This is a genomic window from Citrobacter sp. Igbk 17, assembly GCF_028069775.1.
In the GTDB taxonomy this organism is placed as follows: domain Bacteria; phylum Pseudomonadota; class Gammaproteobacteria; order Enterobacterales; family Enterobacteriaceae; genus Citrobacter.
Map to the genome: position 1 here is coordinate 151,584 of NZ_JANEWI010000003.1, position 26,078 is coordinate 177,661.

Annotated in this window: 26 protein-coding genes and 1 other RNA gene; 10 read left to right on the forward strand and 17 right to left on the reverse strand. The window is 52.7% G+C overall.

Features of this window, described 5'->3' with window-relative positions:
- The first annotated feature begins 1 nt into the window (after window position 1).
- The 3 genes from NNO08_RS02960 to idi are packed head-to-tail and all read left to right on the forward strand — an operon-like array spanning window position 2 to window position 1,913.
- Window positions 2–580 (forward strand): UbiX family flavin prenyltransferase, encoded by a 579-nt coding sequence (locus NNO08_RS02960; RefSeq protein ID WP_271449890.1) that lies wholly within the window; start codon window positions 2–4, stop codon window positions 578–580.
- Between the two features lie 14 nt (window positions 581–594).
- On the forward strand, window positions 595–1,311 hold the full coding sequence (locus tag NNO08_RS02965) for a DUF554 domain-containing protein (protein ID WP_271456158.1): 717 nt from the start codon (window positions 595–597) through the stop codon (window positions 1,309–1,311).
- A gap of 53 nt (window positions 1,312–1,364) precedes the next feature.
- The gene (gene idi / locus NNO08_RS02970) at window positions 1,365–1,913 is read left to right on the forward strand and encodes an isopentenyl-diphosphate Delta-isomerase (RefSeq protein ID WP_271456159.1); all 549 of its coding nucleotides are present in this window, start codon (window positions 1,365–1,367) and stop codon (window positions 1,911–1,913) included.
- Window positions 1,914–2,008: 95 nt separating this feature from the next.
- On the opposite strand, the gene lysS is transcribed toward idi, so the two are convergent.
- The 5 genes from lysS to xerD all read right to left on the reverse strand — a co-directional run bounded on the left by lysS (window position 2,009) and on the right by xerD (window position 8,097).
- On the reverse strand, window positions 2,009–3,526 hold the full coding sequence (gene lysS / locus NNO08_RS02975; protein WP_137382661.1) for a lysine--tRNA ligase: 1,518 nt from the start codon (window positions 3,524–3,526) through the stop codon (window positions 2,009–2,011).
- A 9-nt stretch (window positions 3,527–3,535) separates the two neighbouring features.
- Window positions 3,536–4,634 (reverse strand): peptide chain release factor 2 gene (gene prfB / locus NNO08_RS02980; RefSeq protein ID WP_096878465.1). Its coding sequence is split into 2 segments (ribosomal slippage): window positions 3,536–4,558 and window positions 4,560–4,634, totalling 1,098 coding nucleotides; the frame shifts between segments, so codons are not numbered across the junction.
- A gap of 90 nt (window positions 4,635–4,724) precedes the next feature.
- Window positions 4,725–6,458: a single-stranded-DNA-specific exonuclease RecJ gene (gene recJ / locus NNO08_RS02985; RefSeq protein ID WP_271454683.1), complete on the reverse strand. Its 1,734-nt coding sequence runs from the start codon at window positions 6,456–6,458 to the stop codon at window positions 4,725–4,727.
- A 5-nt stretch (window positions 6,459–6,463) separates the two neighbouring features.
- Entirely contained in the window at window positions 6,464–7,177 is a 714-nt protein-coding gene (gene dsbC / locus NNO08_RS02990) for a bifunctional protein-disulfide isomerase/oxidoreductase DsbC (RefSeq protein ID WP_271456160.1), read from the reverse strand.
- A 23-nt stretch (window positions 7,178–7,200) separates the two neighbouring features.
- Entirely contained in the window at window positions 7,201–8,097 is an 897-nt protein-coding gene (gene xerD / locus NNO08_RS02995) for a site-specific tyrosine recombinase XerD (RefSeq protein WP_005123354.1), read from the reverse strand.
- Window positions 8,098–8,210: 113 nt separating this feature from the next.
- Here xerD and fldB point away from each other — a divergent pair, with 113 nt between their 5' ends.
- Window positions 8,211–8,732 (forward strand): flavodoxin FldB, encoded by a 522-nt coding sequence (fldB, locus tag NNO08_RS03000; RefSeq protein WP_271442487.1) that lies wholly within the window; start codon window positions 8,211–8,213, stop codon window positions 8,730–8,732.
- A 91-nt stretch (window positions 8,733–8,823) separates the two neighbouring features.
- Here the strand turns inward: fldB and NNO08_RS03005 are convergent, their stop codons facing one another.
- Both NNO08_RS03005 and sdhE read right to left on the reverse strand, forming a co-directional pair.
- The gene (locus NNO08_RS03005) at window positions 8,824–9,231 is read right to left on the reverse strand and encodes a protein YgfX (protein ID WP_137382657.1); all 408 of its coding nucleotides are present in this window, start codon (window positions 9,229–9,231) and stop codon (window positions 8,824–8,826) included.
- Window positions 9,212–9,478 (reverse strand): FAD assembly factor SdhE, encoded by a 267-nt coding sequence (gene sdhE / locus NNO08_RS03010; RefSeq protein WP_005123351.1) that lies wholly within the window; start codon window positions 9,476–9,478, stop codon window positions 9,212–9,214. Before sdhE ends, NNO08_RS03005 begins: the two co-directional genes overlap by 20 nt.
- Window positions 9,479–9,734: 256 nt before the next feature.
- On the opposite strand from sdhE, the gene ygfZ reads away from it, so the two are divergent.
- On the forward strand, window positions 9,735–10,718 hold the full coding sequence (gene ygfZ, locus NNO08_RS03015) for a tRNA-modifying protein YgfZ (protein ID WP_271456161.1): 984 nt from the start codon (window positions 9,735–9,737) through the stop codon (window positions 10,716–10,718).
- Window positions 10,719–10,858: 140 nt separating this feature from the next.
- Here the strand turns inward: ygfZ and trhA are convergent, their stop codons facing one another.
- On the reverse strand, window positions 10,859–11,512 hold the full coding sequence (trhA, locus tag NNO08_RS03020; RefSeq protein WP_271442484.1) for a PAQR family membrane homeostasis protein TrhA: 654 nt from the start codon (window positions 11,510–11,512) through the stop codon (window positions 10,859–10,861).
- 163 nt (window positions 11,513–11,675) lie between these two features.
- Window positions 11,676–11,987 carry a N(4)-acetylcytidine aminohydrolase gene (gene yqfB, locus NNO08_RS03025; protein WP_202037821.1) on the reverse strand — a complete coding sequence of 104 codons (312 nt, stop codon included), beginning with the start codon at window positions 11,985–11,987 and terminating at the stop codon, window positions 11,676–11,678.
- Window positions 11,988–12,039: 52 nt separating this feature from the next.
- Here yqfB and NNO08_RS03030 point away from each other — a divergent pair, with 52 nt between their 5' ends.
- Window positions 12,040–12,768 carry a MurR/RpiR family transcriptional regulator gene (locus NNO08_RS03030; protein ID WP_271449909.1) on the forward strand — a complete coding sequence of 243 codons (729 nt, stop codon included), beginning with the start codon at window positions 12,040–12,042 and terminating at the stop codon, window positions 12,766–12,768.
- A 120-nt stretch (window positions 12,769–12,888) separates the two neighbouring features.
- Complete coding sequence (gene bglA, locus NNO08_RS03035) at window positions 12,889–14,322, forward strand: 6-phospho-beta-glucosidase BglA (protein ID WP_271456162.1); 1,434 nt, start codon at window positions 12,889–12,891, stop codon at window positions 14,320–14,322.
- Between the two features lie 93 nt (window positions 14,323–14,415).
- On the opposite strand, the gene NNO08_RS03040 is transcribed toward bglA, so the two are convergent.
- The 8 genes from NNO08_RS03040 to NNO08_RS03075 all read right to left on the reverse strand — a co-directional run bounded on the left by NNO08_RS03040 (window position 14,416) and on the right by NNO08_RS03075 (window position 24,650).
- Window positions 14,416–15,159: an SDR family oxidoreductase gene (locus NNO08_RS03040; RefSeq protein WP_271456163.1), complete on the reverse strand. Its 744-nt coding sequence runs from the start codon at window positions 15,157–15,159 to the stop codon at window positions 14,416–14,418.
- Window positions 15,160–15,237: 78 nt separating this feature from the next.
- Window positions 15,238–18,111, reverse strand: coding sequence for an aminomethyl-transferring glycine dehydrogenase (gcvP, locus tag NNO08_RS03045; RefSeq protein WP_271456164.1), 2,874 nt, complete (start codon window positions 18,109–18,111; stop codon window positions 15,238–15,240).
- Window positions 18,112–18,242: 131 nt separating this feature from the next.
- Window positions 18,243–18,632: a glycine cleavage system protein GcvH gene (gene gcvH / locus NNO08_RS03050; RefSeq protein WP_137382650.1), complete on the reverse strand. Its 390-nt coding sequence runs from the start codon at window positions 18,630–18,632 to the stop codon at window positions 18,243–18,245.
- 25 nt (window positions 18,633–18,657) lie between these two features.
- On the reverse strand, window positions 18,658–19,752 hold the full coding sequence (gene gcvT, locus NNO08_RS03055) for a glycine cleavage system aminomethyltransferase GcvT (RefSeq protein ID WP_271456165.1): 1,095 nt from the start codon (window positions 19,750–19,752) through the stop codon (window positions 18,658–18,660).
- Between the two features lie 443 nt (window positions 19,753–20,195).
- On the reverse strand, window positions 20,196–21,407 hold the full coding sequence (gene ubiI, locus NNO08_RS03060; protein ID WP_271456166.1) for an FAD-dependent 2-octaprenylphenol hydroxylase: 1,212 nt from the start codon (window positions 21,405–21,407) through the stop codon (window positions 20,196–20,198).
- A gap of 139 nt (window positions 21,408–21,546) precedes the next feature.
- The gene (gene ubiH, locus NNO08_RS03065) at window positions 21,547–22,725 is read right to left on the reverse strand and encodes a 2-octaprenyl-6-methoxyphenyl hydroxylase (RefSeq protein WP_271456167.1); all 1,179 of its coding nucleotides are present in this window, start codon (window positions 22,723–22,725) and stop codon (window positions 21,547–21,549) included.
- Complete coding sequence (gene pepP / locus NNO08_RS03070) at window positions 22,722–24,047, reverse strand: Xaa-Pro aminopeptidase (RefSeq protein ID WP_271456168.1); 1,326 nt, start codon at window positions 24,045–24,047, stop codon at window positions 22,722–22,724. The genes ubiH and pepP overlap by 4 nt, the downstream gene beginning before the upstream one ends.
- Window positions 24,048–24,071: 24 nt before the next feature.
- Complete coding sequence (locus tag NNO08_RS03075) at window positions 24,072–24,650, reverse strand: YecA/YgfB family protein (RefSeq protein ID WP_003026978.1); 579 nt, start codon at window positions 24,648–24,650, stop codon at window positions 24,072–24,074.
- Between the two features lie 166 nt (window positions 24,651–24,816).
- Between NNO08_RS03075 and zapA the strand changes: the two genes are divergently transcribed.
- The 3 genes from zapA (at window position 24,817) to NNO08_RS03090 (ending at window position 25,987) form a co-directional block, all read left to right on the forward strand.
- Window positions 24,817–25,146 carry a cell division protein ZapA gene (gene zapA / locus NNO08_RS03080; RefSeq protein WP_006686880.1) on the forward strand — a complete coding sequence of 110 codons (330 nt, stop codon included), beginning with the start codon at window positions 24,817–24,819 and terminating at the stop codon, window positions 25,144–25,146.
- Between the two features lie 41 nt (window positions 25,147–25,187).
- Window positions 25,188–25,371, forward strand: a non-coding RNA gene (gene ssrS, locus NNO08_RS03085) — 6S RNA.
- Window positions 25,372–25,390: 19 nt separating this feature from the next.
- A complete protein-coding gene (locus NNO08_RS03090; protein WP_271456169.1) occupies window positions 25,391–25,987 on the forward strand; it encodes a 5-formyltetrahydrofolate cyclo-ligase in 597 nt (198 codons plus the stop codon).
- Window positions 25,988–26,078 lie beyond the last annotated feature (91 nt).

The window sequence follows — 26,078 nt, forward strand, 5'->3', positions numbered from 1 at the left end:
CATGACAGCACGCATCATCATAGGTATCAGCGGAGCATCCGGATTTCAGTACGGTGTAAAAGCGCTGGAGCTGCTTCGCCCGCTTCCCGTTGAGGTCCATCTGGTTGTCTCGAAAGGCGCAGAAAAAACCTGCGAACTGGAGACGGATTACCGCCTGGATGAAGTTATGGCACTGGCTGACGTGGTGCATCCCATCGCTAATCTTGGGGCAGCTATCTCCAGCGGTTCATTTAAAACGCTGGGTATGCTGATTGCGCCTTGTTCAATGCGCTCACTGGGCGCAATCGCCCACAGCCTGACGGACAACTTGCTCACCCGGGCAGCGGACGTGGTACTGAAAGAGCGGCGTCGTCTGGTGCTGCTAGCCAGAGAAACGCCGCTGAACCTCGGTCATATTCGCAATATGGCCGCCGTCACCGAGATGGGTGGAATTATCTTTCCGCCAGTGCCGGCGCTTTACCAGCGCCCGCAAACGGCAGACGACATCATTACTCACAGCGTTAATCGCGCGCTCGATTTGTTTGACCTTGAGATCAACAACATCCCTCGCTGGGGTGAAGGCGAACTACGTTTTAATTAACAGGATATTCTGCAATGCTAATCGGCCCATATGTAAATGGCTCCGCCGTCATAATTGGTGGACTAGTTGGCGCAATGGCGGGCGGTAAACTCCCCGATCGCGTCAAAACAGCGCTGCCAATGACCTTCGGTCTGTGCTCCGTTGGTTTAGGCATCACCCTGGTGCTAAAAGTAAAATATATGCCCGCCGTGGTCCTCGCCATGGTGATTGGTGCAATTCTTGGTGAGCTACTGCATCTGGAAAAGGGCATTGGCAAAGCCGCTGGCTCCACGCGTGGATTGATCAATAAAGTTCTGCCGCCGGTCAACGGGCTTGGCCATGATGAATTCACCGAGAAATTCGTCGCGATTCTGGTGCTCTTTTGCGCCAGTGGCACCGGCATTTTCGGTGCGATGACCGAAGGTATGAGTGGCGATCCGTCGATTCTGTACATCAAAACGATTCTGGATCTATTTACCGCTGGGATCTTCGCGACGCTGTTAGGTTACGCGGTGATGACCATTGCTATCCCACAAATCATTATCCAGGTCGCGCTGGCGATGCTGGCAGTGGTTATTCTGCCGATGATCACCCCGGACATGATGGCGGATTTTTCCTGTGCTGGCGGATTGCTAATGGTCGCGACCGGATTGCGCATCTGCAACATTAAACTATTTCCGGTCGCCAACATGCTGCCAGGGCTTGTTTTGGTAATGCCTTTGTCCCATTTATGGGCTACCCTAGTGGCCTGAGTACATGACCCGGCGGGTTTGTGCCGGGTTATTTTTTCTTTTCAGGAGTTGTCATGGCCGGGGAACATGTCGTTTTGCTGGATGAGCAAGATATACCTTCAGGTATACTCGAGAAGTATGCCGCCCACACCCACAATACCCCTCTACATCTCGCGTTTTCCTGTTGGGTTTTTAACGACCAGGGACAACTGTTAGTTACCCGTCGTTCACTGCACAAAAAAGCCTGGCCGGGTGTCTGGACAAATTCGGTGTGCGGTCATCCACAATCAGGGGAAACAACTGAAGACGCCATTATCCGTCGCGCCCGCTTCGAGTTGGGAGCTGACATTCGCGCACTCACGCCTGTCTACGCTGATTTTCGCTATTGTGCCGCAGATCCCAGTGGGATTGTGGAAAATGAAGTTTGCCCGGTATATGCCGCACAGCTAATCAGCACGCTACAGCCTAATGCAGAGGAAGTGATGGATTATCGGTGGAGCAATCTTGAGGATGTGTTATGCGGGATTGACGCTACACCGTGGGCCTTCAGCCCGTGGATGGTAATGCAGGTTTCAGACGATAAGGCGCGAAAATTATTGCGTGCATTTTCCAACGGTCATTAATTGCCGGATAACAACGCAAAAGCGTTTTATCCGGCCTACGAATCGTCTCCGCGTAGGCCGGATAAGGCATCAGCCACCATCCGGCAGTTCACATCTTACTTAACCGGACGCATTGCCGGGAACAGGATCACGTCGCGGATGGTGTGACTGTTAGTGAACAGCATAACCATACGGTCGATACCAATACCCAGACCAGCAGTCGGCGGCAGACCATGTTCCAGAGCGGTGACGTAGTCTTCGTCGTAGAACATCGCTTCGTCATCGCCTGCATCTTTAGCGTTAACCTGATCCTGGAAACGCTGTGCCTGATCTTCAGCATCGTTCAGCTCGCTGAAACCGTTACCGATTTCGCGACCGCCAATGAAGAATTCAAAGCGATCGGTGATTTCCGGGTTTTCATCATTACGACGCGCCAACGGAGAAACCTCTGCCGGATATTCGGTGATGAAGGTCGGCTGAATCAGGTGCGCTTCCGCCACTTCTTCAAAGATCTCCGTCACGATACGGCCCAGACCCCAGCTCTTCTCAACTTTGATGCCGATAGATTCAGCAATCGCTTTCGCTGAGTCGAAGTTGTCCAGATCCGTCATATTGGTTTCCGGACGGTATTTCTGAATCGCTTCGCGCATGGTCAGTTTTTCGAACGGCTTGCCAAAGTCGAAGACTTCTTCACCGTAGGGCACTTCGGTCGTTCCAAGAACGTTCTGTGCCAGAGTACGGAACAACGATTCGGTCAGTTCGATCAGATCTTTGTAGTCCGCATAAGCCATGTAGAGTTCCATCATGGTGAACTCAGGGTTATGGCGAACAGAGATGCCTTCATTACGGAAGTTACGGTTAATTTCGAATACGCGTTCGAAACCACCAACCACCAGACGCTTGAGGTACAGTTCCGGCGCAATACGCAGGTACATGTCCAGATCCAGCGCGTTATGGTGGGTGATGAACGGACGTGCTGCCGCACCGCCGGGGATCACCTGCATCATTGGGGTTTCAACTTCCATAAAGCCGCGGCCCACCATGAACTGACGAATACCCGCCATGATCTGTGAACGCACTTTAAAGGTGTTGCGGGATTCATCGTTAGAGATGAGATCCAGGTAACGCTGGCGGTAACGCGCTTCCTGATCCTGCAGACCATGGAATTTATCCGGCAGTGGACGCAGGGCTTTGGTCAGCAGACGCAGCTCGGTGCAATGGATGGACAGTTCGCCGGTTTTGGTCTTAAACAACTTACCTTTCGCGCCGAGGATATCGCCCAGATCCCATTTTTTGAACTGCTCGTTGTAGACGCCTTCCGGCAGATCGTCGCGCGCAACGTACAGCTGAATACGGCCGCCAACATCCTGCAGCGTAACGAATGATGCTTTACCCATAATACGACGGGTCATCATGCGGCCAGCAACGGATACCTCAATGTTCAGCGCTTCCAGCTCTTCGTTTTCTTTCGCGTCGAAGTCAGCGTGCAGTTGGTCTGAGGTATGATCGCGACGGAAATCGTTCGGGAACGGGATCCCCTGCTCACGCAGGCTAGCCAGCTTCTCACGACGCGTTTTCAGTTCATTGTTAAGGTCGGCTACCGCGTCAGCGCCCTGTGCGTGTTGTTCAGACATGTTGGTTCCTCATAACCCTGCTTTCAAACTTGCTTCGATAAATTGATCCAGGCTGCCATCCAGCACTGCCTGCGTGTTGCGGGTTTCAACCCCGGTACGCAGATCTTTAATGCGGGAGTCATCAAGGACATAAGAACGAATCTGGCTACCCCAGCCGATGTCGGACTTGGTGTCTTCCATCGCCTGTTTCTCGGCATTCTTCTTCTGCATTTCCAGTTCATAAAGCTTCGCTTTCATCTGCTTCATGGCCTGGTCTTTGTTCTTGTGCTGGGAACGGTCGTTCTGGCACTGCGTTACAATCCCGGTCGGGATATGAGTGATACGTACCGCAGATTCCGTACGGTTAACGTGCTGACCGCCCGCACCCGAGGCGCGGTAAACGTCGATACGCAGGTCTGCTGGGTTGATATCGATATCGATATCATCGTCAACTTCCGGATAAACAAACGCAGAACTAAACGACGTATGGCGGCGGCCGCCGGAATCGAACGGGCTCTTACGCACCAGACGATGTACACCGGTTTCCGTGCGCAGCCAACCGTAAGCATATTCTCCAGCGATTCTGATGGTCACGGATTTAATACCCGCCACTTCGCCTTCAGACTCTTCAATAATTTCCGTCTTAAAGCCGCGAGCTTCAGCCCAACGCAGATACATACGCATCAGCATGCTGGCCCAATCCTGCGCTTCGGTACCGCCGGAGCCGGCCTGAATATCAAGATAGCAATCTGCGCTGTCATATTCACCGGAGAACATACGACGGAATTCCAGCTGTGCCAGTTTATCTTCCAGCGTATCGAGTTCTGCTACGGCTTCGTTAAAGGTTTCTTCGTCGTCGGCTTCTACAGCCAGTTCCAGCAGGCCGGAAACATCTTCCAGGCCCTGGCTCATCTGGTCGAGCGTGTCGACAATAGCCTCAAGGGAAGATCGTTCTTTACCCAGCGCCTGTGCGCGTTCGGGTTCGTTCCAGACGTCAGGCTGTTCCAGCTCGGCGTTTACTTCTTCCAGACGCTCTTTCTTAGCATCATAGTCAAAGATACCCCCTAAGAACGTCAGAGCGTTCCGTGAGGTCCTGAATGCGGTTATTTACCGGATTAATTTCAAACATGGTCTGATTTCTTTTATTGAACGAGTCAAAATGCGGTTATAAGAGCGGGATTGTAACCAATTCACGCTCTTTTTTATAGATATAGTGACGCTAAAGTGGCCAGATATTATCGATAATAATTTGCAATGAGCGGTTGCCGCGAAACTCATTAATATCCAGTTTGTAGGCAAGCTGAACTTCGCGAACACCGTTATCCGGCCAGCAACGGGTGTCGACGTTAAACGCAATACCGTCCAGCAGCGGCCCGCCGCCAACCGGTTCCACCATCACTTTCAGGTGACGCTCACCAACCAGGCGTTGCTGGAGCAGGCGAAAATGTCCATCAAACAGCGGCTCCGGGAACATTTGCCCCCACGGACCGGCATCACGCAGCATTTGCGCGACTTCCATGGTCATCTCTGCCGCACTCAGCGGACCATCAGAGACTACCTCACCCTGTAATAAAGCAGGGTCTAGCCATTCTGTTACCAGCTCGCCAAAACGCTGCTGGAAATGCTCGAACTGCGCTTCTTCCAGCGACAGGCCTGCTGCCATCGCATGTCCACCAAACTTGATGATCATGCCGGGATAAAGCGTATCCAGACGCTCCAGCACATCACGCATATGCAGTCCCTGGATCGAACGTCCGGAACCTTTTAAGGTGCCATCCCCCGCAGGAGCAAAAGCGATTACTGGACGGTGGAAACGCTCTTTAATACGCGATGCCAGAATGCCGACCACCCCCTGGTGCCATTCGGGATGATACATCGCCAGGCCCCCCGGGAGAGTGTCACTACTGCGCTCCAGTTTTTCACACAGGGTCAGAGCTTCTGCCTGCATCCCCTGTTCAATCTCTTTTCGCGTCTGGTTGAGTGCATCCAGCTCATTGGCCAGCATACGCGCCTCACCAATGTTATCGCACAGCAACAGCGCAACGCCGACGGACATATCATCCAGACGACCTGCCGCGTTCAGCCGAGGGCCAAGCGCAAAACCTAAATCACTGGCGGCCAGTTTAAGCGGGTCGCGATTGGAAATCTCCAGTAGCGCCTTAATGCCAGGGCGGCACTTTCCCGCACGAATTCGGCTTAAACCTTGCCACGTCAGGATACGGTTATTGGCATCCAGCGGCACCACGTCCGCTACTGTGCCCAAAGCAACCAGATCAAGCAAATCGGCCAGATTAGGCGGTGCGATACCACGTTCATCAAACCAGCCTTTGTCACGCAGGAAGGTGCGCAGCGCCAACATCAGGTAGAAGGCTACCCCCACGCCTGCCAGCGATTTCGACGGGAATTCACAGTCGTGCAGGTTAGGATTGATGATTGCTTCCGCGCCCGGCAGCGTATCACCGGGTAGGTGGTGATCCGTCACCACCACCGGAATATTCAGCGTTCTGGCATGCTCAACCCCCGCATGAGAAGAGATGCCGTTATCCACAGTAACGATCAGTTGAGCGCCCCGGGCATGCGCCTGATCCACGACTTCCGGGCTTAAGCCATATCCGTCTTCAAAACGGTTGGGCACCAGGTAGTCAACATTACTACAGCCCAACGCACGCATCGCCAGGATGCTCAGTGCCGTGCTGGTCGCACCATCGGCATCGAAATCCCCCACCACAATGATGCGGGTTCCTTCGCGAAAGGCGTTATAGAGGATCTCAACCGCTTTTTCGACGCCACTCAAATGCTGCCACGGCAACATCCCTTTCACGCTACGTTCAAGCTCCTGCGCACTACGCACGCCACGACTGGCGTACAAACGACGCAACAAGGGAGGTAAATCCGCAGGCAGTTCGGCAGTCTCGTCGGCCTCACGCCGACGGAGTTGTATCTGTTGTTTCACGCGAATTATTTACCGCTGGTCTGTTTTTCGTGTGCGTCGAGGAATTCTTTCATCTCTTTCGGCCCCTGATAGCCCGGAACAACATAGCCGTTGCTCAGGACAATCGCCGGTGTACCACTGACGCCAAACTGCACGCCCAGCGCGTAATGATTCGCGATATCCACATCACAGGTCGCCGCTTTCACGCCCTTACCCGCCATTGCATCGTCAAAGGCTTTGTTTTTATCTTTTGCACACCAGATTGACTTCATGTCCTTCTCGGCCTGGCTTTCCAGCCCCTGTCGAGGGAAAGCCAGATAACGGACTGTGATGCCCAGCGCGTTGTAGTCTTTCATTTCTTCATGCAACTTGTGGCAGTAGCCACAAGTGATGTCGGTGAAAACGGTGATGACATGTTTTTCTTGCGGCGCCTTGTAGACGGTCATCTCTTTTTCCAGCGCATTCAGATGCTTCATCAGCAGTTGGTTAGTGACATTCACCGGGCTTGCGCCACTTACGTCATACATCGGCCCCTGAATAATATGCTTGCCGTCTTCAGTAACGTACAACACACCGCTATTGGTCAGTACGGTTTTCATGCCCGCAACCGGAGCAGGTTGAATTTCGGTGCTCTGCACGCCCAGCTTCGCTAATGACTGGCGAATAGCCGCATCGTCTGCATGCACCATGCCTGAAAACGCAGTAGCCAGCAGGGTGAGCATCATAAAACGTTTCTTCATAACCTATCCTTTACTGTCAGCACTCACGCTCGTGGGTGATGCTGTTGATGTAGTTGACGCAAGCGCTCCGTTGCGACATGTGTATAAATCTGTGTAGTCGAGAGATCGCTATGCCCCAGCAGCATCTGCACCACGCGCAGGTCAGCGCCGTGATTGAGCAGATGCGTGGCAAAAGCGTGCCGCAATACGTGCGGCGACAGTTTCTCGCTGTCGATCCCTGCTAACACAGCATAGTGTTTAATACGATGCCAGAAAGTCTGACGGGTCATCTGCTGCGCACGCTGGCTGGGAAACAGTACGTCAATCGATACGCCGTTGAGCAACCACGGACGACCGTGTTCCAGGTATGTTTCCAGCCAGTACACGGCTTCTTCGCCCAGCGGCACAAGCCGCTCTTTGTTGCCTTTACCAATCACCCGCACAACGCCCTGCCGCAGACTAATATCGCTCATCGTCAGCCCCACCAACTCTGATACGCGCAGCCCCGTGGCGTACAAAACCTCCAGCATCGCTTTGTCGCGTAGCTCAAGCGGTTGGTCGATAAGCGGGGCCTGTAGCAGCCGTTCTACCTGCGCTTCGCTAAGATCTTTTGGCAAACGCTGCGGAAGTTTAGGTGAAGCAAGCGAGGCGCTTGGATCGTCTTCGCGAAATTTTTCGCCATAAAGATGCTGAAAAAAACGCCGCATGGCACTGAGCAAACGTGCTGAACTGGTGGCTTTATACCCGCCATCCATTCGCTCAGCCAGCAATGCCTGCAAATCATCGCTCTGCGCGGTCGCCAGTGAAATGCCACGATGGTGCAACCATTCAACAAGCATTGTCAGATCGCGACGATACGCACTTAACGTGTTCTCCGCCAGATTTCGCTCCAGCCACAGGGCATCAAGAAATTGCTCAATGCGTGCCAGATCTTGTTCCACTCGCGCCCCTTAATTCACTCTCATTTTTGATGCATTATGCCTCATTGTGCCGAGATTGCGGCGATTCTGTTACACTAGCCGCAACGCTACAGCAGAATTGAGATGTTTACGTCATGAACATGGGTCTTTTTTACGGTTCCAGCACGTGCTACACCGAAATGGCAGCAGAAAAAATCCGCGATATCCTTGGTCCCGAACTGGTGACACTGCACAATCTCAAGGATGATTCCCCCGCCCTAATGGAGCAGTATGACGTGCTCATTTTGGGTATTCCAACCTGGGATTTCGGTGAAATTCAGGAAGACTGGGAAGCGGTCTGGGAGCAACTGGACAACCTCAACCTGGAAGGCAAGATTGTCGCGCTTTACGGCATGGGTGATCAACTGGGGTACGGTGAGTGGTTCCTTGATGCTCTGGGTATGCTGCATGATAAACTGGTCACCAAAGGTGTTAAGTTTGTCGGTTACTGGCCAACAGAAGGTTATGAATTCACCAGCGATAAACCCGTGATTGCCGATGGGCAGCTGTTTGTCGGTTTAGCTCTGGATGAAACTAACCAATACGACCTCAGCGATGAACGTATCCAGACCTGGTGTGAGCAAATTCTCGGTGAAATGGCCGAACACTGGTCCTGATAACCGTGTTGCCGGATGACGGCGTGAATGCCTTCTCCGGCCTACATAGCGCACTAAACTGTAGCTGCTCGCCATCGGTCATTCGCCGGCGTTAACCCTGCTTCGCCTGTTGCAGCATTAACCGTCGCAAATCCCGCCACTCTGCGTCATCCATGCTGTCCGCTGCCAGCCACAAATGCTGACGTTTTCCTGCATCTGAACGCAAACGCAGCATCATGCCCGTTTTAATCATCCAGGGTGCACAAACGATAGACCACTCCTGCCCCTGCCAGCGCAGGCGACCGTCCATTAACAGTCTAATCTCTCCCTGACAAGCGTTAATGCGACGCTGACTGCGTACGCTATCAAACACCACCAGAGAGAGCAGAACCAACCATAATGGGGTGTAACTCAAAGGCCAGGGCATCAATAAAATGAATACCGCAACCAGCCCATGAATGAGCAGAGAGAGCCACTGTGCGCGCCATGAAACGCGTAAATCAGATTGCCACTGGACCACGTTCCCGATTCCGTGTCTGGATGAGTCGCACCATCTGCTCTAGCTGCTCATCAGCCGGTTTCCCATGATTCATCAACCAGTTAAATAAGTCTGGATCATCGCATTCCAGCAGACGGATAAAGATGCGTTTTTCTTCGTCACTTAAGTTGTCATACTCATGTTCGAAAAACGGCATGATAGAGATGTCCAGTTCACGCATACCGCGGCGGCATGCCCAATGAATACGTGCTTTGTTGTTAATATCCATGTTCTTTTCCCTGTCTCGCGAAAACGAAGTATCCGGCTATTGTAACGTGTTTTTCACGCTCTTTTACGGGAATATCAGTAAACGGAAGCGCGATCGCTAAATAAAACCACATTAAGTCAAAGGGTTCACTTTTTTTGGATGTCTCCTCGCAAAGCTTAATATAAGGCACAAACAGGATGTTTAAACCGCTTGCAATAGCCCATAGCTCTTTTACCATTAGTCATTATTACCGCGTTAAGCAAATCAGGACATTATTATGGCTTTTACATCGTTTCCTCCTCGCCAGCCGTTTGCGTCGGCACGTTTGCCTCTGACGCTAATGACGCTCGACGATTGGGCTCTCGCCACCATTACCGGTGTCGACAGTGAAAAATACATCCAGGGTCAGGTCACCGCAGATGTCAGCCAGATGACCGAACAGCAACACCTGCTGGCAGCTCACTGCGACGCCAAAGGTAAAATGTGGAGCAACCTGCGTCTCTTCCGTCAGGCTGATGGCTTTGCCTGGCTTGAACGCCGTAGCCTGCGTGATGCCCAATTAACCGAACTGAAAAAATACGCCGTCTTCTCGAAGGTCGTGATTGCCCCGGATGATGAGCGCGTCCTGCTGGGCGTAGCGGGCTTCCAGGCGCGTGCAGCGCTGGCCAATCTCTTTAGCGAACTGCCAACCAGCGATAAGCAGGTCGTTACCCACGGCGCTTCCACCCTGCTGTGGTTCGAGCATCCGTCTGAACGCTTCCTGCTGATCGTTGATGTCGCAACCGCTGAGATTATTGCAGAGAAACTGCGCGGCGAAGCAGAATTGAATAACAGCCAGCAATGGCTGGCGCTGGATATCGAAGCGGGTATCCCGGTGATCGACACAGCCAACAGCGGTCAGTTTATTCCACAGGCCACTAACCTTCAGGCTCTGGGTGGTATTAGCTTCAAAAAAGGCTGTTACACCGGCCAGGAAATGGTTGCCCGCGCAAAATTCCGCGGCGCCAATAAGCGCGCAATGTGGACCCTGGCGGGTACTGCCAGCCGGGTACCAGAAGCGGGTGAAGATCTGGAGCTAAAAATGGGTGAGAACTGGCGTCGTACCGGTACCGTTCTTGCTGCCGTGCAACTGGCCGATGGTCAGGTGTTAGTACAGGTCGTGATGAATAACGATATGGAAGCAGACAGCGTGTTCCGCGTGCGTGATGATGCGAAAACGCTGCATATTGTGCCGCTGCCGTATTCGTTAAACGAAGAGTAATTAGTAGGCCTGATAAGCGCAGCGCCATCAGGCAATTCAGGGCATGCCGCCGGATGGCGGCGTTGCCTTATCCGGCCTACAAAACATATCCAGGGCGAGGCGTTTACGCCGCCCCTGGGGTTGCACTGGATCTATGCGTGTTACCCAACATACAAATAAATCGCCAGAAAGTGACAAACACTGCCACCCAGCACAAACCCATGCCAGATAGCATGGTTGTAAGGAATACGTTTGCAGACGTAGAAAATCACGCCCAGCGAATACACAACGCCCCCCACAGCCAATAACGTCACACCGCCTGCGGCCAGTTTAATCGCCAGTTGATACACCACAATCAACGATAACCACCCCATCGTCAGATAAGTCACCAGCGACAAAACCTTAAAGCGGTGAGCAATAGTCAGTTTGAATAAAATACCAAGCAGCGCCAGACTCCAGATAACGATCATCAATCCACGCGCCAGTGGCGAATCCAGTCCCACCAACAGAAACGGCGTGTAAGTCCCGGCAATCAGCAGATAAATAGCGCAGTGGTCGAATTTTTTCAGCCAGATTTTCGCTTTCTGATGAGGGATGGCGTGATACAAGGTTGAAGCAAGGAATAGCAGGATCATGCTGCCGCCATACAGGCTATAGCTGGTAATCGCCATAGCACTGGCATTGGTATCCACTGCCTGAACCAGCAACAGCACCAGTCCGACAATCCCAAACACCAGCCCGATACCGTGACTGATGCTATTGGCTATTTCCTCAGCCAGCGAATATCCCTGCGCGATTAATGGCTTCTGAACCATACGTTACTCCGGTAAAACGAACACTTTCGTGATTGCGTCTCTAGCGTAACTGAGAATGGTTCCAGTGAACACCTGTTAGCTAAAATATTTATCAAATAATAAATAATCAATAAAAATCATATAATTATATTTTATATTTCAGCTAACAACTGTACTGGTTAATTTAAAGACATTTAAAATCAATCACATAAAATTGCGTTTGATCCGGGTAAATCTCGGCAATCACCTGTTTAAGTTCTTCAAGCGTCATGTTTTCCTGCTGGGCATGTTTTTCCGTTAGCGTATCCAGTGTAACGGTTGAAGTGCCGACAACTTCAATCGTGCAGAAGTAGCCATCATCCTCGAAGCGCCCAACGCGCAGAATATCGCCGGCTTTGAAGTGTGATTCAGACTCATCACGAATGGTGATGGTCTTACGTCCGGCCAGAATGTCATCCTGGAAGCGTTGAAAAAAAGTGATGTCATTTGGCTGCATGTTATTATTCCCTGTAGATGAAGTCTGATGAGTGAGTTTTGCCATTGTGAGTATGTTCTCCCACGCTGCCATCGCCAGTCTCAACAATCTTGAGATGCTGGTCTATAACTATGTCATCAAAAACCGTGACAAAGTCATGTACATGACCATTCGCGAACTGGCCGATGCCGTGGGCGTATCCACAACTACCGTGTTGCGCTTTTGCCGCAAGCTTAAGTGTGAGGGCTACTCAGAATTTCGCGTACGCTTTAAATTATATTTAGAGCAGAATGAACCGCAACAGGCTAATTTTGGCGCCAGCGAGATAATTAGCTTTTTTAAAGGCGTAAACAATGACGAGTTTGATAAACTGCTCGAACAGGCTGTTGATATTATATTATCTTCCGAGCGTATCATATTCGTCGGTGCGGGAACATCAGGGGCGCTTGCAAAATATGGCGCACGTTTTTTCTCCAATGTGGGTAAATTCAGTAACCATATCGACGATCCTTATTTTCCGGTAACCAATGATATGGCCAGAAACGCGCTGGCGATTGTCCTGTCCGTCTCTGGCGAAACAGAGGAAATCCTGCGTTTCGCCAGCCAATTCAGCCTACATAACTGTAAAGTCCTGTCGATTACCTGCCATGAGCACTCACGACTGGCAAAACTCGCCGACTTTAACCTCTCCTGGCACGTACCGCAAACCCGCATTGCGGGGGTCTATGATATTACCACGCAAATTCCTGTGATTTATATTCTGGAATCACTCGGCCGCAAGCTGGCGAAAAGATTAGCGTAAAAAAACAATATGTTTTTTTGATGTAACAAATCACATTTCCGCTATTTTGTTATATCGTGACATTTATCTTTCCTTTGTTAGACTCAAAATCAGATTGTATTAATTTGAGACTGAGCGCAGATGAAAAAACTTACCTTACCAAAAGATTTTTTATGGGGCGGCGCAGTAGCGGCGCATCAGGTTGAAGGCGGCTGGAACAAAGGTGGCAAAGGTCCCAGCATTTGCGACGTACTGACCGGTGGCGCACATGGTGTTCCCCGTGAGATCACTCAAGACATTGTGCCCGGCAAGTACTATCCCAACCATGAAGCTGTCGATTTTTACAGTCATTACAAAGAAGACATCAAGCTGTTTGCTGAAATGGGCTTCAAGTGCTTCCGTACCTCTATCGCATGGACTCGTATCTTCCCGCAAGGTGACGAATCACAACCGAACGAAGAAGGTCTGAAGTTCTACGATGATATGTTCGATGAATTGCTCAAATACAACATCGAGCCGGTTATCACGCTTTCCCACTTCGAAATGCCGCTGCATCTGGTTCAACAGTACGGAAGCTGGACCAATCGCAAAGTCGTCGATTTCTTTGTTCGTTTTGCTGAAGTTGTCTTTGAGCGCTACAAGCACAAGGTCAAATATTGGATGACCTTCAATGAGATCAACAACCAGCGCAACTGGCGTGCACCGCTGTTTGGTTATTGCTGTTCCGGTGTAGTGTATACCGAACATGAAAACCCGGAAGAAACCATGTACCAGGTGCTGCATCACCAGTTTATTGCCAGTGCGTTGGCAGTGAAAGCCGCACGCCGCATCAACCCTGAAATGAAAGTCGGTTGCATGCTGGCGATGGTACCGCTGTATCCGTTCTCCTGTAAGCCTGAGGATGTCATGTTCGCGCAGGAATCTATGCGTGAGCGCTATGTTTTCACCGACGTTCAACTGCGCGGCTACTATCCATCATATGTACTGAACGAATGGGAACGCCGCGAATTCAACATCAGGATGGAAGCAGGAGATGAGCAAATCCTGCGTGAAGGGACCTGCGATTATCTCGGCTTTAGCTATTACATGACTAACGCAGTAAAAGCAGAAGGTGGCAGCGGCGATGCAATCTCGGGTTTTGAAGGCAGTGTGCCAAACCCACACGTAAAGGCCTCCGACTGGGGCTGGCAGGTAGATCCAGTTGGGCTGCGCTATGCGTTATGCGAACTGTACGAGCGTTATCAGAAACCGCTGTTTATCGTCGAAAACGGTTTTGGCGCCTACGATAAAGTAGAAGAAGACGGTAGCATCAACGATGACTATCGTATCGACTATCTGCGTGCTCATGTCGAAGAGATGATGAAAGCAGTAACGTATGATGGCGTGGATCTGATGGGCTACACACCGTGGGGCTGCATCGACTGCGTATCATTCACCACCGGCCAGTACAGCAAACGATATGGCTTTATCTATGTGAATAAACACGACGATGGCACCGGCGATATGTCGCGTTCGCGCAAGAAAAGTTTTAACTGGTACAAAGAAGTGATCGCCAGCAACGGCGAAAAACGTTGATTTTTGCCGGATGGCGGCGTAAGCATCTTATCCGGCCTACAGGTTATGCTCCCGTAGACCGGATAAGCGCAGCGCCATCCGGCAATTAAATGCCTACTTCCCGCCCGCCAGCTCCAGAAAACTGCCCGTCACGTAAGAGGCCTTTTCGCTCAACAACCAAACTATCGCCTGCGCGACCTCTTCCGGCTGTCCACCTCGCTGCATCGGCAATATGGATTTCACGCGATCAACCCTTCCTGGCTCTCCACCTGACGCATGCATCTCAGTGTAGATCAGGCCCGGCCGTACGCAGTTTACACGAATCCCCTGTGCCGCCACTTCCAGCGCCAGTCCGGTCGTTAACGAATCCACAGCGCCTTTCGATGCGGCATAATCAACATATTCGAAAGGCGCGCCAAGTCTTGATGCTGCTGAAGAAACATTCACAATCGCCCCACCCTGACCACCGTGTTTTAACGACATCCGTTTTACCGCTTCCCGACAACACAGAAAATAGCCAGTCACATTGGTTGCCAGGACACGATTGATTCGCTCAGCCGTTAGGTTCTCCACTGTGCTCTGCTCAAACAAGATCCCAGCATTATTGACCAGTGCAGCCAATGGTTCGCCTTCGCGGTCAATAGCATCGAACATCGCCACCACCTGACTCTCATCACTGATATCCGCACGCAGAATAAACGCGCGCCCTCCAGCAGCGATGATGCGATTGACCACCTCCGTTGCTGCGCGAATATTATGATGAAAGTTAACCGCAACCGTGTAGCCCTCTTCTGCCAACTGCAACGCTGTTGCCCGTCCAATACCACGACTGCCGCCAGTAACCAGTGCGATTCCCATGCTTTCCTCCAGATATGAAAAGGCCGGGAGGCGGCTTCGCCTTACCCGGCCAGGAAACGGCTTTACTACGCGAAAAAGTTACTGATATTCACTCATCGGTACGCAAGAGCAGAACAGGTTACGGTCACCGTAAACGTCATCGAGACGCTTCACGGTCGGCCAGTATTTGTTCGCGACACCCGCCGGGAAAACAGCGATTTCGCGGCTATAACCGTGAGTCCACTCAGACACCAGTTCATTCTGGGTATGCGGAGAGTTAACCAGCGGATTATCTTCCAGCGGCCACTCACCGACTTTCACGCGCTCGATCTCAGCGCGGATAGCCAGCATCGCATTGATAAAGCGATCCAATTCTACTTTGCTTTCGGATTCCGTTGGTTCGACCATCAGCGTACCCGCAACCGGGAATGACATGGTCGGCGCATGGAAACCATAATCGATCAGACGCTTGGCAATATCCAGTTCGCTGATACCGGTCTCTTCTTTCAGTGGGCGAATGTCGAGAATACATTCATGTGCCACACGGCCATCACGACCAGTATACAGCACCGGATATGCATCCTTCAGACGGCTGGCAATGTAGTTGGCATTAAGAATAGCCACCTGGCTTGCCTGCTTCAGTCCTTCTGCCCCCATCATGCGGATGTACATCCAACTGATTGGCAGAATAGATGCGCTACCGAACGGCGCAGCAGAAACTGCGCCCTGACGGGTGAGCATCCCTTCAATCTGTACCACACTGTGGCCCGGCACGAACGGTGCCAGATGCGATTTAACGCCGATCGGCCCCATACCTGGGCCACCGCCGCCGTGCGGAATGCAGAACGTTTTATGCAGGTTGAGGTGCGATACATCTGCGCCGATAAAGCCTGGCGAAGTGATACCAACCTGGGCGTTCATGTTCGCACCATCAAGGTAAACCTGACCGCCAAACTGATGCACAATTTCACATACTTCACGGATGGTTTCTTCATATACGCCGTGCGTAGACGGATAGGTGACCATGATGCAAGAGAGGTTTTCACCCGCCTGTGCCGCTTTTTCGCGCAGATCGCCAAGATCGATGTTACCGTTCTTATCACACGCAACAACGACGACCTGCATACCTGCCATTTGAGCAGAGGCCGGGTTGGTACCATGCGCAGAAGCCGGGATCAGGCAGATATCACGATGACCTTCATTACGGCTTTCGTGATAATGACGAATTGCCAGCAGGCCAGCATATTCACCCTGTGCGCCGGAGTTCGGCTGCATGCAAACGGCGTCATAACCGGTCAGTTTAACCAGCCAGTCAGACAGTTGACCTATCATCTGGTGATAACCTTCTGCCTGTTCTGGCGGACAGAACGGGTGCAGTTCGGCAAATTCCGGCCAGGTGATTGGAATCATCTCAGCTGCCGCATTTAGCTTCATGGTGCAGGAACCCAGCGGAATCATCGCCTGGTTCAGCGCCAAATCTTTACGCTCCAGCGAGTGCATGTAGCGCATCATTTCGGTTTCACTATGGTAGCGATTAAATACCGGATGGCTGAGGATTGCGTCATCACGCAGCATGCTGTCCTGAATAGAACGGCTGTCGAGCGCTACATCTTTATCCAGCGCGTCGATGTTCAGGCCGTGGCTGTCGCCCAGCAGGACGTTGAACAATTGCACAACATTTTCGCGAGTGGTGGTTTCATCGAGGGTGATACCTACTGCGTTATGAATATCGCTGCGCAAGTTGATTTCAGCCGCTTCAGCACGCGCCAGTACGGCCGCTTTATCAGCCACTTCTACACACAAGGTGTCGAAGTAATGCGCATGTCGCAGCTTCAGCCCTTTCTGTTGCAGACCTGCCGCCAGAATATCGGCCAGGCGGTGGATGCGGTTTGCGATGCGTTTCAGGCCTACCGGACCATGATAAACGGCATACAAGCTGGCGATGTTGGCCAGCAGTACCTGCGAGGTACAAATGTTGGAGTTCGCTTTCTCGCGACGGATATGCTGCTCACGAGTCTGCATCGCCATACGCAGTGCGGTATTGCCCGCCGCATCTTTCGATACGCCGATAATACGGCCAGGCATAGAGCGTTTGAATTCATCTTTAGCAGCAAAGAACGCTGCGTGCGGACCACCGTATCCCATCGGTACGCCGAAACGCTGTGCAGAGCCGAACACAATGTCTGCGCCCTGTTTACCCGGGGCGGTCAGCAGAACCAGCGCCATAAAATCGGCAGCAACGCTGACCACGACCTTACGGGATTTCAAATCAGCAATCAGTTTGCTGTAGTCGTGCACTTCACCGGTAGTACCAACCTGCTGTAACAGCACGCCGAACACATCCTGGTGATCCAGTGCTTTTTCCGCATCATCGACGATAACGTCAAAACCGAAGGTTTGTGCACGGGTACGCACGACATCCAGAGTTTGCGGATGAACATCAGCAGCGACAAAGAAACGGTTGGCGTTTTTCAGCTTACTGATGCGTTTTGCCATCGCCATAGCTTCAGCTGCAGCGGTGGCTTCATCCAGCAGAGATGCGGATGCCATGTCCAGCCCCGTCAGGTCCAGCGTCACCTGCTGGAAGTTCAGCAGCGCTTCCAGACGGCCCTGAGAAACTTCTGGCTGATACGGCGTGTACGCGGTGTACCAGCCCGGGTTTTCCAGCATGTTGCGCAGGATAACCGGCGGCAACTGCACGGCGGTGTAGCCCATGCCAATGTAGGACGTGAAGCGCTTGTTACGCCCGGCGATGGCTTTTAATTCAGCCAGCGCAGCGTATTCGGTCGCCGCCTCGCCCACCTGCGGCGGGGTTGCGAGCTGAATGTCTTTCGGCACAATCTGGCCGATCAGCGCGTTTAACGACTCGGCGCCAACCGCATTCAGCATCTCTTGTTGCTGCGCGGCGTCCGGTCCGATGTGGCGTTCAATGAAAGCGCCGCTGTTTTCAAGCTGGCTTAACGTCTGTGTCATGGGCGATGGTTCCTGAAACGTGCAGTGAATCGTGATTGTCTCTGTCTACGTGCCCGGTGGCGCTAGCGCTTACCGGGCCTACGCATGCTTTGTAGGCCGGATAAGCGCAGCGCCATCCGGCAAAAGCGTATTTACTCGTCTTCTAACAAAGCTTCATATGCGGTCGCATCCAGCAGTGATTCAATCTCACTTTCATCGCTGGCTTTGATTTTGAAGATCCAGCCACCGGCATACGGCTCGCTGTTAACCAGCTCCGGAGAATCGCTGAGTGCATCATTAACCGCAACAATCTCACCGCCGACTGGCGCATAAATATCAGATGCCGCTTTTACGGATTCCGCAACGGCGCAGTCATCACCCGCGCTTACGGTCGTGCCAACGTCAGGCAGATCAACGAAAACCATGTCGCCCAGCAGCTCCTGAGCGTGTTCGGTGATACCAACGGTGTAAGAACCGTCAGCTTCTTTGCGCAACCATTCGTGTTCTTTGCTGTATTTCAGTTCTGCAGGTACGTTGCTCATCAATCAATCTCCAAAAAAGGATGAATTACGCGACGGCTTTGCCGTTACGCACAAAAATAGGTTTAGTGACTTTAACTGGCATTTCGCGGTTACGAATTTGCACAATCGCCGTTTCGCCGATACCCGCCGGAACGCGTGCCAGCGCGATGCTGTAGCCCAACGTTGGGGAGAAGGTTCCGCTGGTGATGATGCCTTCATGCTGGTTGCCCGACGCATCAGTAAAACGCACTGGCAGTTCATTGCGCAGCACACCTTTGTCCGTCATGACCAGGCCGACCAGTTGCTCGTGGCCTTTTTCGCGCTGCATTTCCAGCGCTTCACGACCAATAAAGTCGCGATCGGTCGGTTCCCACGCGATAGTCCAGCCCATATTGGCTGCCAGCGGGGAGATACCTTCATCCATCTCCTGACCATACAGGTTCATACCGGCTTCTAAACGAAGCGTATCACGCGCGCCCAGACCGCAAGGCTGAACACCGGCTTCGACCAGCGCACGCCAGAAATCCGCAGCCTTTTCATTCGGCATGGCAATTTCATATCCCGCTTCACCGGTATAACCCGTGGTCGCGATAAACAAATCACCCGCCTGCGCGCCGAAGAACGGTTTCATACCTTCAACAGCATGGCGTTGTTCGTCAGTAAACAACGTGGCAGCTTTTGCCTGCGCGTTTGGTCCCTGCACCGCGATCAGCGACAGGTCATCGCGAACAGTGATGTCGATGGCGTAAGGTTCAGCGTGTTGGGTAATCCAGGAGAGGTCTTTTTCGCGGGTGGCGGAGTTTACAACGAGGCGGAAGAAATCTTCAGTGAAGTAGTAGACAATCAGGTCATCTATCACGCCGCCCGAAGCATTGAGCATACCGGAGTAAAGGGCTTTACCTGTCTTCGTTAGCTTCGCGACGTCGTTTGCCAGCAGATAGCGCAAGAACTCCCGGGTGCGGCTGCCGCGCAGGTCGACGATGGTCATGTGCGACACATCAAACATACCGGCATCGGTGCGGACAGCATGGTGCTCATCGAGCTGAGAACCGTAATGCAGTGGCATCATCCAGCCATGGAAATCAACCATGCGCGCGCCACATAGCGTGTGTTGTTCGTACAAAGGAGTCTGTTGAGCCATCTTTTCCTCGTTGAATAAGCGGGGCTATCAACTCTTTCGTGGTGAAATCTTCGCCACGAAACCCAGCACCACAGCCGCTCCAGGGGCTGCGACGCAAACGTTCTCTTTGTCCTGAACTTACCACCGAAACAGGCGCTAAACCATAAGGCAAAATTAACCATCACATTAGCTTATGACTAAAAATAGTCAGATCGCCGACAGCATAAAAAACCAGTTAAATGCCATTATGTCAGAACAACAGGCGAAGATAAGTGAAGTTGAGCCGCATCAATCCATATTAAATGTGGAAAAAATGTCAAAAATGGCGTTATGAAAAAAACGTAATATTAAAAAAACTAATGCGAAAAAAGGCGTGGAATTAGATTATTTCAAATGAGAGAGTCATCCCGGCGCGTACGCCGGGAGAGGAAAGTGTGACGGGTTTCAAACTCTTAAGATTGTCCTTACGGACACTCGCGTAGCCACTCAGGAAGATCGTTCAGACCCATCGCCTGGCGGATGAGTTGTGGTTTTACGCCTGGGAGGGTATCGGCCAGTTTCAGACCAATATCACGCAGTAATTTCTTCGCCGGATTTTCCCCGGCAAACAGTTCACGGAACCCCTGCATTCCAGCCAGCATCAGCGCAGCACTGTGCTTGCGGCTACGCTCATAACGGCGCAGATAGAGGTACTGGCCGATGTCTTTCCCCTGACGTTGCAGGCGCTTAAGTTCATCAATCAACTCCGCTGCATCCATAAAACCGAGGTTCACCCCCTGCCCTGCCAGCGGATGGATGGTATGCGCCGCATCCCCTACCAGGGCCATACGATGGGCGGCAAACTGGCGGGCATAGCGTCCCGTCAGCGGAAACGTCTGGCGTTCGCTTTCAAGCTGGCATAACCCCAGACGATTATCGAAAGCGATATTCAGAGCCTGATTGAAATCCTCTGCGCTTGCCTGCTGCATACGTTCAGCGTCCTGCGGCGAGAGAGACCAGACAATAGAGCACAAATGTGGGTCGCTAAGCGGCAGGAACGCCAGGATACCTTCGCCATGAAACGCCTGACGCGCAACCGCACCATGGGCTTCTTGCGTGCGGATCGTCGCCACCAGCGCATGATGACGGTAATCCCAGAACGTCAGCGGAATATCCGCTTTGTTGCGCAGCCACGAGTTTGCACCGTCAGCACCAATCACCAGACGGGCGGTCAGCATGGAGCCATCTTTCAGCGTCAGGAACGCCTCGTTTTCTCCCCAGGCCACCTGCTGTAACTCAGCCGGTGCCATCAGCGAGATATCTGCTGAACGCTGTGCTTTTTGCCACAGTGCGTAGTGAATCACCGAGTTTTCAACGATATGCCCCAAATGGCTGTAACCCATACTCTGGTCATCAAATTCAATGCGTCCAAAGCTGTCTTTATCCCAGACTTCCATGCCGTGGTAGCAGCAAGCGCGACGGGCAACAATATCCGACCATACGCCAAGGCGCGTCAGCAGTTTTTCACTGGCCGCGTTAATTGCCGACACGCGAAGCTGAGGGGGTGCATCCGCCGCCAAAGGCTGTGGAACATGTTGTTCTAACACAGCAACGCGTAATCCGCTGCCCTGCAGGCCGCAGGCAACCGCCAGTCCCACCATGCCGCCACCAACAATTGCTACATCAACACTTTGCACTGTTTGCTCCTGAAAATAGGACAATCAAAAACCGTAGGCCGGATAAGGCAAAGCCGCCATCCGGCATCAATTCCGCGACATTGCCTGATGGCGCTGCGCTTATCAGGCCTACTTCTTTAATTCGGCCTACAGGTCATATTTATCGCGCAACCCAACCGAGGGTCCGCTCCGCCAACGCATCGCACGCGGGTGTAAATAATTCCATTGCTATCAGTCCGGCATTACGCCCAACGACCAACGGAGCCCAGCGATTGGCAAACAGATACACCAGACTGTTGGTGACACCAATCGTTACCTCGCGATCGCGCTGACGGCGCTGTTGATAACGCGACAGCACCGCATAATCGCCCACATCTTCTGCGTCATCCTGGGCCTGAGTCAACGTTTCGGCAAGACTCATGGCATCACGAAGTCCAAGGTTAAAACCTTGTCCGGCAATAGGATGCAGCGTCTGTGCCGCATTACCCACCAGCACCGTACGATGGGTAATCGCTTTCAGCGCGGTTGTTAAAGACAGCGGGTAAGCGTTGCGTTTACCTGCCTGAGTAATACGCCCCAGCCGCCAGCCAAATGCGCGTTGCAGTTCGCGGCAAAACTGTTCATCTGACCAGGACATGATCTCTTCACGCTTCTCCAGCGGATGGCACCACACCAGCGAGCATCGCCCCTCCGCCATTGGCAGCATGGCCAGCGGACCATGCGGCGTGAAACGCTCGTAGGCACGTCCGTCGTGAGGAACGGAAGTCGTGACGTTAGCAATGACGGCCAGTTGTTCATACGGCTGTTGCTGCCAGTCAACCCCACAGGCTGTCGCCAACGCAGAGCGCGTGCCATCTGCAGCCACCAGCAGATGCCCCGTAATCATTTCGCCATTTTCCAGTGTAACATCAACACGTTCTTGCGTGCGCGACACGCTGGCAACACGAGCGGGACAGTGCAATGTGACACCCGGCGCTTTACGCAGCAGCGCAAAAAGACGTAGCCCCACATCGTGCAGTTCTACCACCTGACCGAGCGCTGAAATAGAGTATTCCTGCGCATCCAGCGTTACGAATCCGGCATGCCCACGGTCACTGACGTGTACCGTTTTGATTGCCGTTGCGCAATCGGCAATCGCCTGCCACACGCCAATTCGCGCCAGCTGTTGGCAGGTTCCTGCCGCCAGCGCAATTGCCCGGGCGTCAAATCCCGGGTGGCGATCGGTTTCAGGCTCGCTCGCTTCTATCAGATGAACCGGCAGCGTCCCATGGCTCAACGCTGAAATGGCCAGCGCCAGCGTCGCGCCGACCATGCCGCCACCGACAATAATCACGCTCATTGCAGACGCGCCGCAGCCATCAGGGCTTCAATGTCTTCCGCCTTCTTGACCACACCAGCGGTCAGGTTTTCGTTACCGTCTTCGGTAATAAGGATGTCATCTTCAATACGAATGCCGATACCGCGGTAAGCAGGAGGGACATCGGCATCCGGAGCGATATACAACCCTGGCTCAACCGTGAGTACCATTCCCGGCTCCAGGACACGCGAACGGTCCTGACCATAAACACCGACGTCATGAACATCCAGACCCAGCCAGTGGCTGAGACCATGCATAAAGAAAGGGCGGTGCGCATTATCGGTAATCAACTGATCGACTTCACCGTGCAGGATACCAAGCTTCACCAGGCCGGTAATCATGATGCGCACCACTTCGCCAGTCACCTCCTGAATGGAGGTCCCTGGACGATACAGACGCAGGCTGGTTTCTAACGACTCCAGTACGATGTCGTAGACCTCACGCTGGGCTGGTGTAAATTTGCCGTTAACCGGGAAGGTACGCGTGATATCGCCCGCGTAGCCTTTGTATTCACATCCAGCATCAATCAGCACCAGGTCGCCATCACGCATTTCACTTTCGTTTTCGGTGTAATGCAGGATACAGCCGTTTGCACCGCTGCCAACGATGGTGTTATAGGATGGGTAACGCGCACCATGACGGGTGAATTCGTGATGAATTTCCCCTTCCAGGTGGTACTCAAACATCCCCGGACGGCATTTTTCCATCGCCCGGGTATGCGCCAGTGCGGTAATTTCCCCAGCCCGGCGCATAACAGCAATCTCTTCTGCCGATTTAAACAGGCGCATCTCATGCACCATCGGACGCCAGTCGATAATTGCAGCAGGCGCGTGCAGATTTTGCCGGGAACCTTTACGCAGCTTATCCAGCGCCGTACTGACTATCTCGTCGGCCCAGGCATATTCACCCTGCGCGTGATACACCGCGTCCAGGCCATTGAGCAACAGGTGCAGCTGTTGGTTGATTTCGCTGAAGGCCAGCGCCCGGTCAACGCCCAGTTTTGCCGGGGCTGCATCCTGGCCCAGACGGCGGCCAAACCAGATCTCTGCAGTCAGGTCGCGAACCCGGTTGAACAAAACGCTGTGGTTATGAGTGTCATCACTTTTAATCAGCACCAGCACGGCTTCAGGTTCGTTAAAACCGGTGAAGTACCAGAAATCACTGCTTTGGCGGTACGGGTATTCACTGTCCGCGCTGCGTGTCGCTTCGGGTGCCGCGAAAATTAGCGCGGCGCTGCCAGGCTGCATTTGCGCCAATAATGCCTGGCGACGACGCTGGAATTCTTGCTGAGATATCTCGCTCATCACACTCTCCTTTGCGTTTCGTTCTTAGTGCAGAGTCGGTTTACGGACTTCCGGTGCGGTCGGTTGCTGACGCGTGAATGTGTCATGGCACAGCAATGCAGCAACACGCACATATTCGATGATCTCTTCGAGTGACATTTCCAGCTCTTCCTGATCTTCGTCTTCGTCATAGCCCAACTGGGCGATATTACGCAGATCATCGATCGCTTCGCCGGTTTCACCTGTCACTTTATCGAGCTTCGGTTGTGTCACACCGAGGCCCAGCAAAAAGTGGTTTACCCAGCCAGCCAGTGCATCGGCGCGATCGAACACGCTAACGTCATCGCCTTCAGGCAGATAAAGCTGAAAAAGGAAGCCATCATCTTCCAGCGCATCGCTGGTGGCAGAGTGCATTTTCAGCAGAGCCTGAGCCAGCTCGTGACCGAAAGCCAGACCTTCGTTCGTCAGGTCGTGCAACAGCGGCTGCCATGAGCTGTCGTTGTTGCCACCGCAAATCATCCCGCTGATCAAACCGTGCATTTCAGCGGGGGTCAATCCGGCCCCTTGTTGGTTCAAAAACTGGCTAACTTCGTTGTAACCAGGCATTTCGTTCTGTATAGACATAAGCATTCGTCATCAAAGGGAGGATATTCATGATATGCTACCACTTTGGACCCTGGTGGACCAGAAAAGGGCTTGTATCTTGATACCAGGGTAGCTATAGTGTCGCCCCTTCGCGGACCCACGGTCTGGAGACGAAGGCAGCGCAGTCAATCAGCAGGAAGGTGGCATGTCTGCACAACCCGTCGATATCCAAATATTTGGCCGTTCACTGCGAGTGAATTGCCCGCCTGAACAAAGGGATGCGTTGAATCAGGCTGCGGACGATCTGAATCAGCGATTGCAAGATCTGAAAGTTCGCACTAGAGTCACAAATACTGAGCAGCTGGTTTTCATCGCCGCGTTGAACATCAGCTATGAATTAACTCAGGAAAAAGCGAAGACGCGTGATTACGCGGCGAGCATGGAACAACGTATTCGGATGCTACAACAGACCATCGAACAAGCGTTGCTTGATCAGGGTCGCATAACCGAAAAAACGGGCCAAAACTTTGAATAACACTTTTCGGTTTACTGTGGTAGAGTGACCGTGAAGACAAAATTTCTCTGAGATGTTTGCAAGCGGGCCAGTCCCCTGAGCCGATATTTCATACCACAAGAATGTGGCGCTCCACGGTTGGTGAGCATGCTCGGCCCGTCCGAGAAGCCTTAAAACTGTGACGACGCATTCACCTTGAACCAAGGGTTCAAGGGTTACAGCCTGCGGCGGCATCTCGGAGATTCCCTTCTACCTGGCAACAGCCATGACACTACTTTCTGAACTTCCTTTATCCCGGCAAGAAATACGTCAACTCATTCGGCAACGCCGCCGTGCATTAACGCCTGATCAACAAAGAGATTTCGGCCAGCAAGCCGCGACCAGAATGCTCAGCTATCCCCCTGTTGTACTCGCTCATACCGTGGCGGTATTCCTCTCGTTCGATGGCGAACTCGATACCCAGCCGCTAATAGATCAGCTTTGGCGAGCGGGCAAGCGCGTCTATCTTCCGGTTCTTCATCCCTTCAGCCCCGGTAATTTACTGTTCCTGCACTATCATCCGCACAGCGAGCTGGTCACCAATCGCTTAAAGATCCAGGAACCACGGCTTGATGTACGCGACGTATTGCCGCTGTCACAGCTGGATGTGCTAATTACGCCGCTAGTCGCGTTTGATGAAGACGGGCAAAGACTGGGCATGGGCGGCGGTTTTTACGATCGGACGCTACAAAACTGGCAGCAGCATCAGATCCAACCCGTAGGCTACGCGCACGATTGTCAGCGAGTGGGAAAATTGCCTGTCGAAGAGTGGGATATCCCGCTGCCTGCGGTGGTGACGCCATCCAAAATTTGGGAATGGTAGCCGTTTTTTGCCGATTGACAGCGTCGCTTTTTTGACCTAAATTCCTCGGTGAAGGGTGAGGGAGGCGAACCTCCCTCCTGCGTACTCTCTG

What these genes read in the sequence shown, in the direction of transcription:
- NNO08_RS02960 (WP_271449890.1), top strand. Translation starts at nt 2, where the DNA reads ATGACAGCACGCATCATCATAGGTATCAGCGGAGCATCCGGATTTCAG.
- NNO08_RS02965 (WP_271456158.1), top strand. Translation starts at nt 595, where the DNA reads ATGCTAATCGGCCCATATGTAAATGGCTCCGCCGTCATAATTGGTGGA.
- idi (WP_271456159.1), top strand. Translation starts at nt 1,365, where the DNA reads ATGGCCGGGGAACATGTCGTTTTGCTGGATGAGCAAGATATACCTTCA.
- lysS (WP_137382661.1), bottom strand. Translation starts at nt 3,526, where the DNA reads ATGTCTGAACAACACGCACAGGGCGCTGACGCGGTAGCCGACCTTAAC.
- dsbC (WP_271456160.1), bottom strand. Translation starts at nt 7,177, where the DNA reads ATGAAGAAACGTTTTATGATGCTCACCCTGCTGGCTACTGCGTTTTCA.
- fldB (WP_271442487.1), top strand. Translation starts at nt 8,211, where the DNA reads ATGAACATGGGTCTTTTTTACGGTTCCAGCACGTGCTACACCGAAATG.
- sdhE (WP_005123351.1), bottom strand. Translation starts at nt 9,478, where the DNA reads ATGGATATTAACAACAAAGCACGTATTCATTGGGCATGCCGCCGCGGT.
- ygfZ (WP_271456161.1), top strand. Translation starts at nt 9,735, where the DNA reads ATGGCTTTTACATCGTTTCCTCCTCGCCAGCCGTTTGCGTCGGCACGT.
- trhA (WP_271442484.1), bottom strand. Translation starts at nt 11,512, where the DNA reads ATGGTTCAGAAGCCATTAATCGCGCAGGGATATTCGCTGGCTGAGGAA.
- yqfB (WP_202037821.1), bottom strand. Translation starts at nt 11,987, where the DNA reads ATGCAGCCAAATGACATCACTTTTTTTCAACGCTTCCAGGATGACATT.
- NNO08_RS03030 (WP_271449909.1), top strand. Translation starts at nt 12,040, where the DNA reads ATGTTCTCCCACGCTGCCATCGCCAGTCTCAACAATCTTGAGATGCTG.
- bglA (WP_271456162.1), top strand. Translation starts at nt 12,889, where the DNA reads ATGAAAAAACTTACCTTACCAAAAGATTTTTTATGGGGCGGCGCAGTA.
- NNO08_RS03040 (WP_271456163.1), bottom strand. Translation starts at nt 15,159, where the DNA reads ATGGGAATCGCACTGGTTACTGGCGGCAGTCGTGGTATTGGACGGGCA.
- gcvP (WP_271456164.1), bottom strand. Translation starts at nt 18,111, where the DNA reads ATGACACAGACGTTAAGCCAGCTTGAAAACAGCGGCGCTTTCATTGAA.
- gcvH (WP_137382650.1), bottom strand. Translation starts at nt 18,632, where the DNA reads ATGAGCAACGTACCTGCAGAACTGAAATACAGCAAAGAACACGAATGG.
- gcvT (WP_271456165.1), bottom strand. Translation starts at nt 19,752, where the DNA reads ATGGCTCAACAGACTCCTTTGTACGAACAACACACGCTATGTGGCGCG.
- ubiH (WP_271456167.1), bottom strand. Translation starts at nt 22,725, where the DNA reads ATGAGCGTGATTATTGTCGGTGGCGGCATGGTCGGCGCGACGCTGGCG.
- pepP (WP_271456168.1), bottom strand. Translation starts at nt 24,047, where the DNA reads ATGAGCGAGATATCTCAGCAAGAATTCCAGCGTCGTCGCCAGGCATTA.
- NNO08_RS03075 (WP_003026978.1), bottom strand. Translation starts at nt 24,650, where the DNA reads ATGTCTATACAGAACGAAATGCCTGGTTACAACGAAGTTAGCCAGTTT.
- zapA (WP_006686880.1), top strand. Translation starts at nt 24,817, where the DNA reads ATGTCTGCACAACCCGTCGATATCCAAATATTTGGCCGTTCACTGCGA.
- NNO08_RS03090 (WP_271456169.1), top strand. Translation starts at nt 25,391, where the DNA reads ATGACACTACTTTCTGAACTTCCTTTATCCCGGCAAGAAATACGTCAA.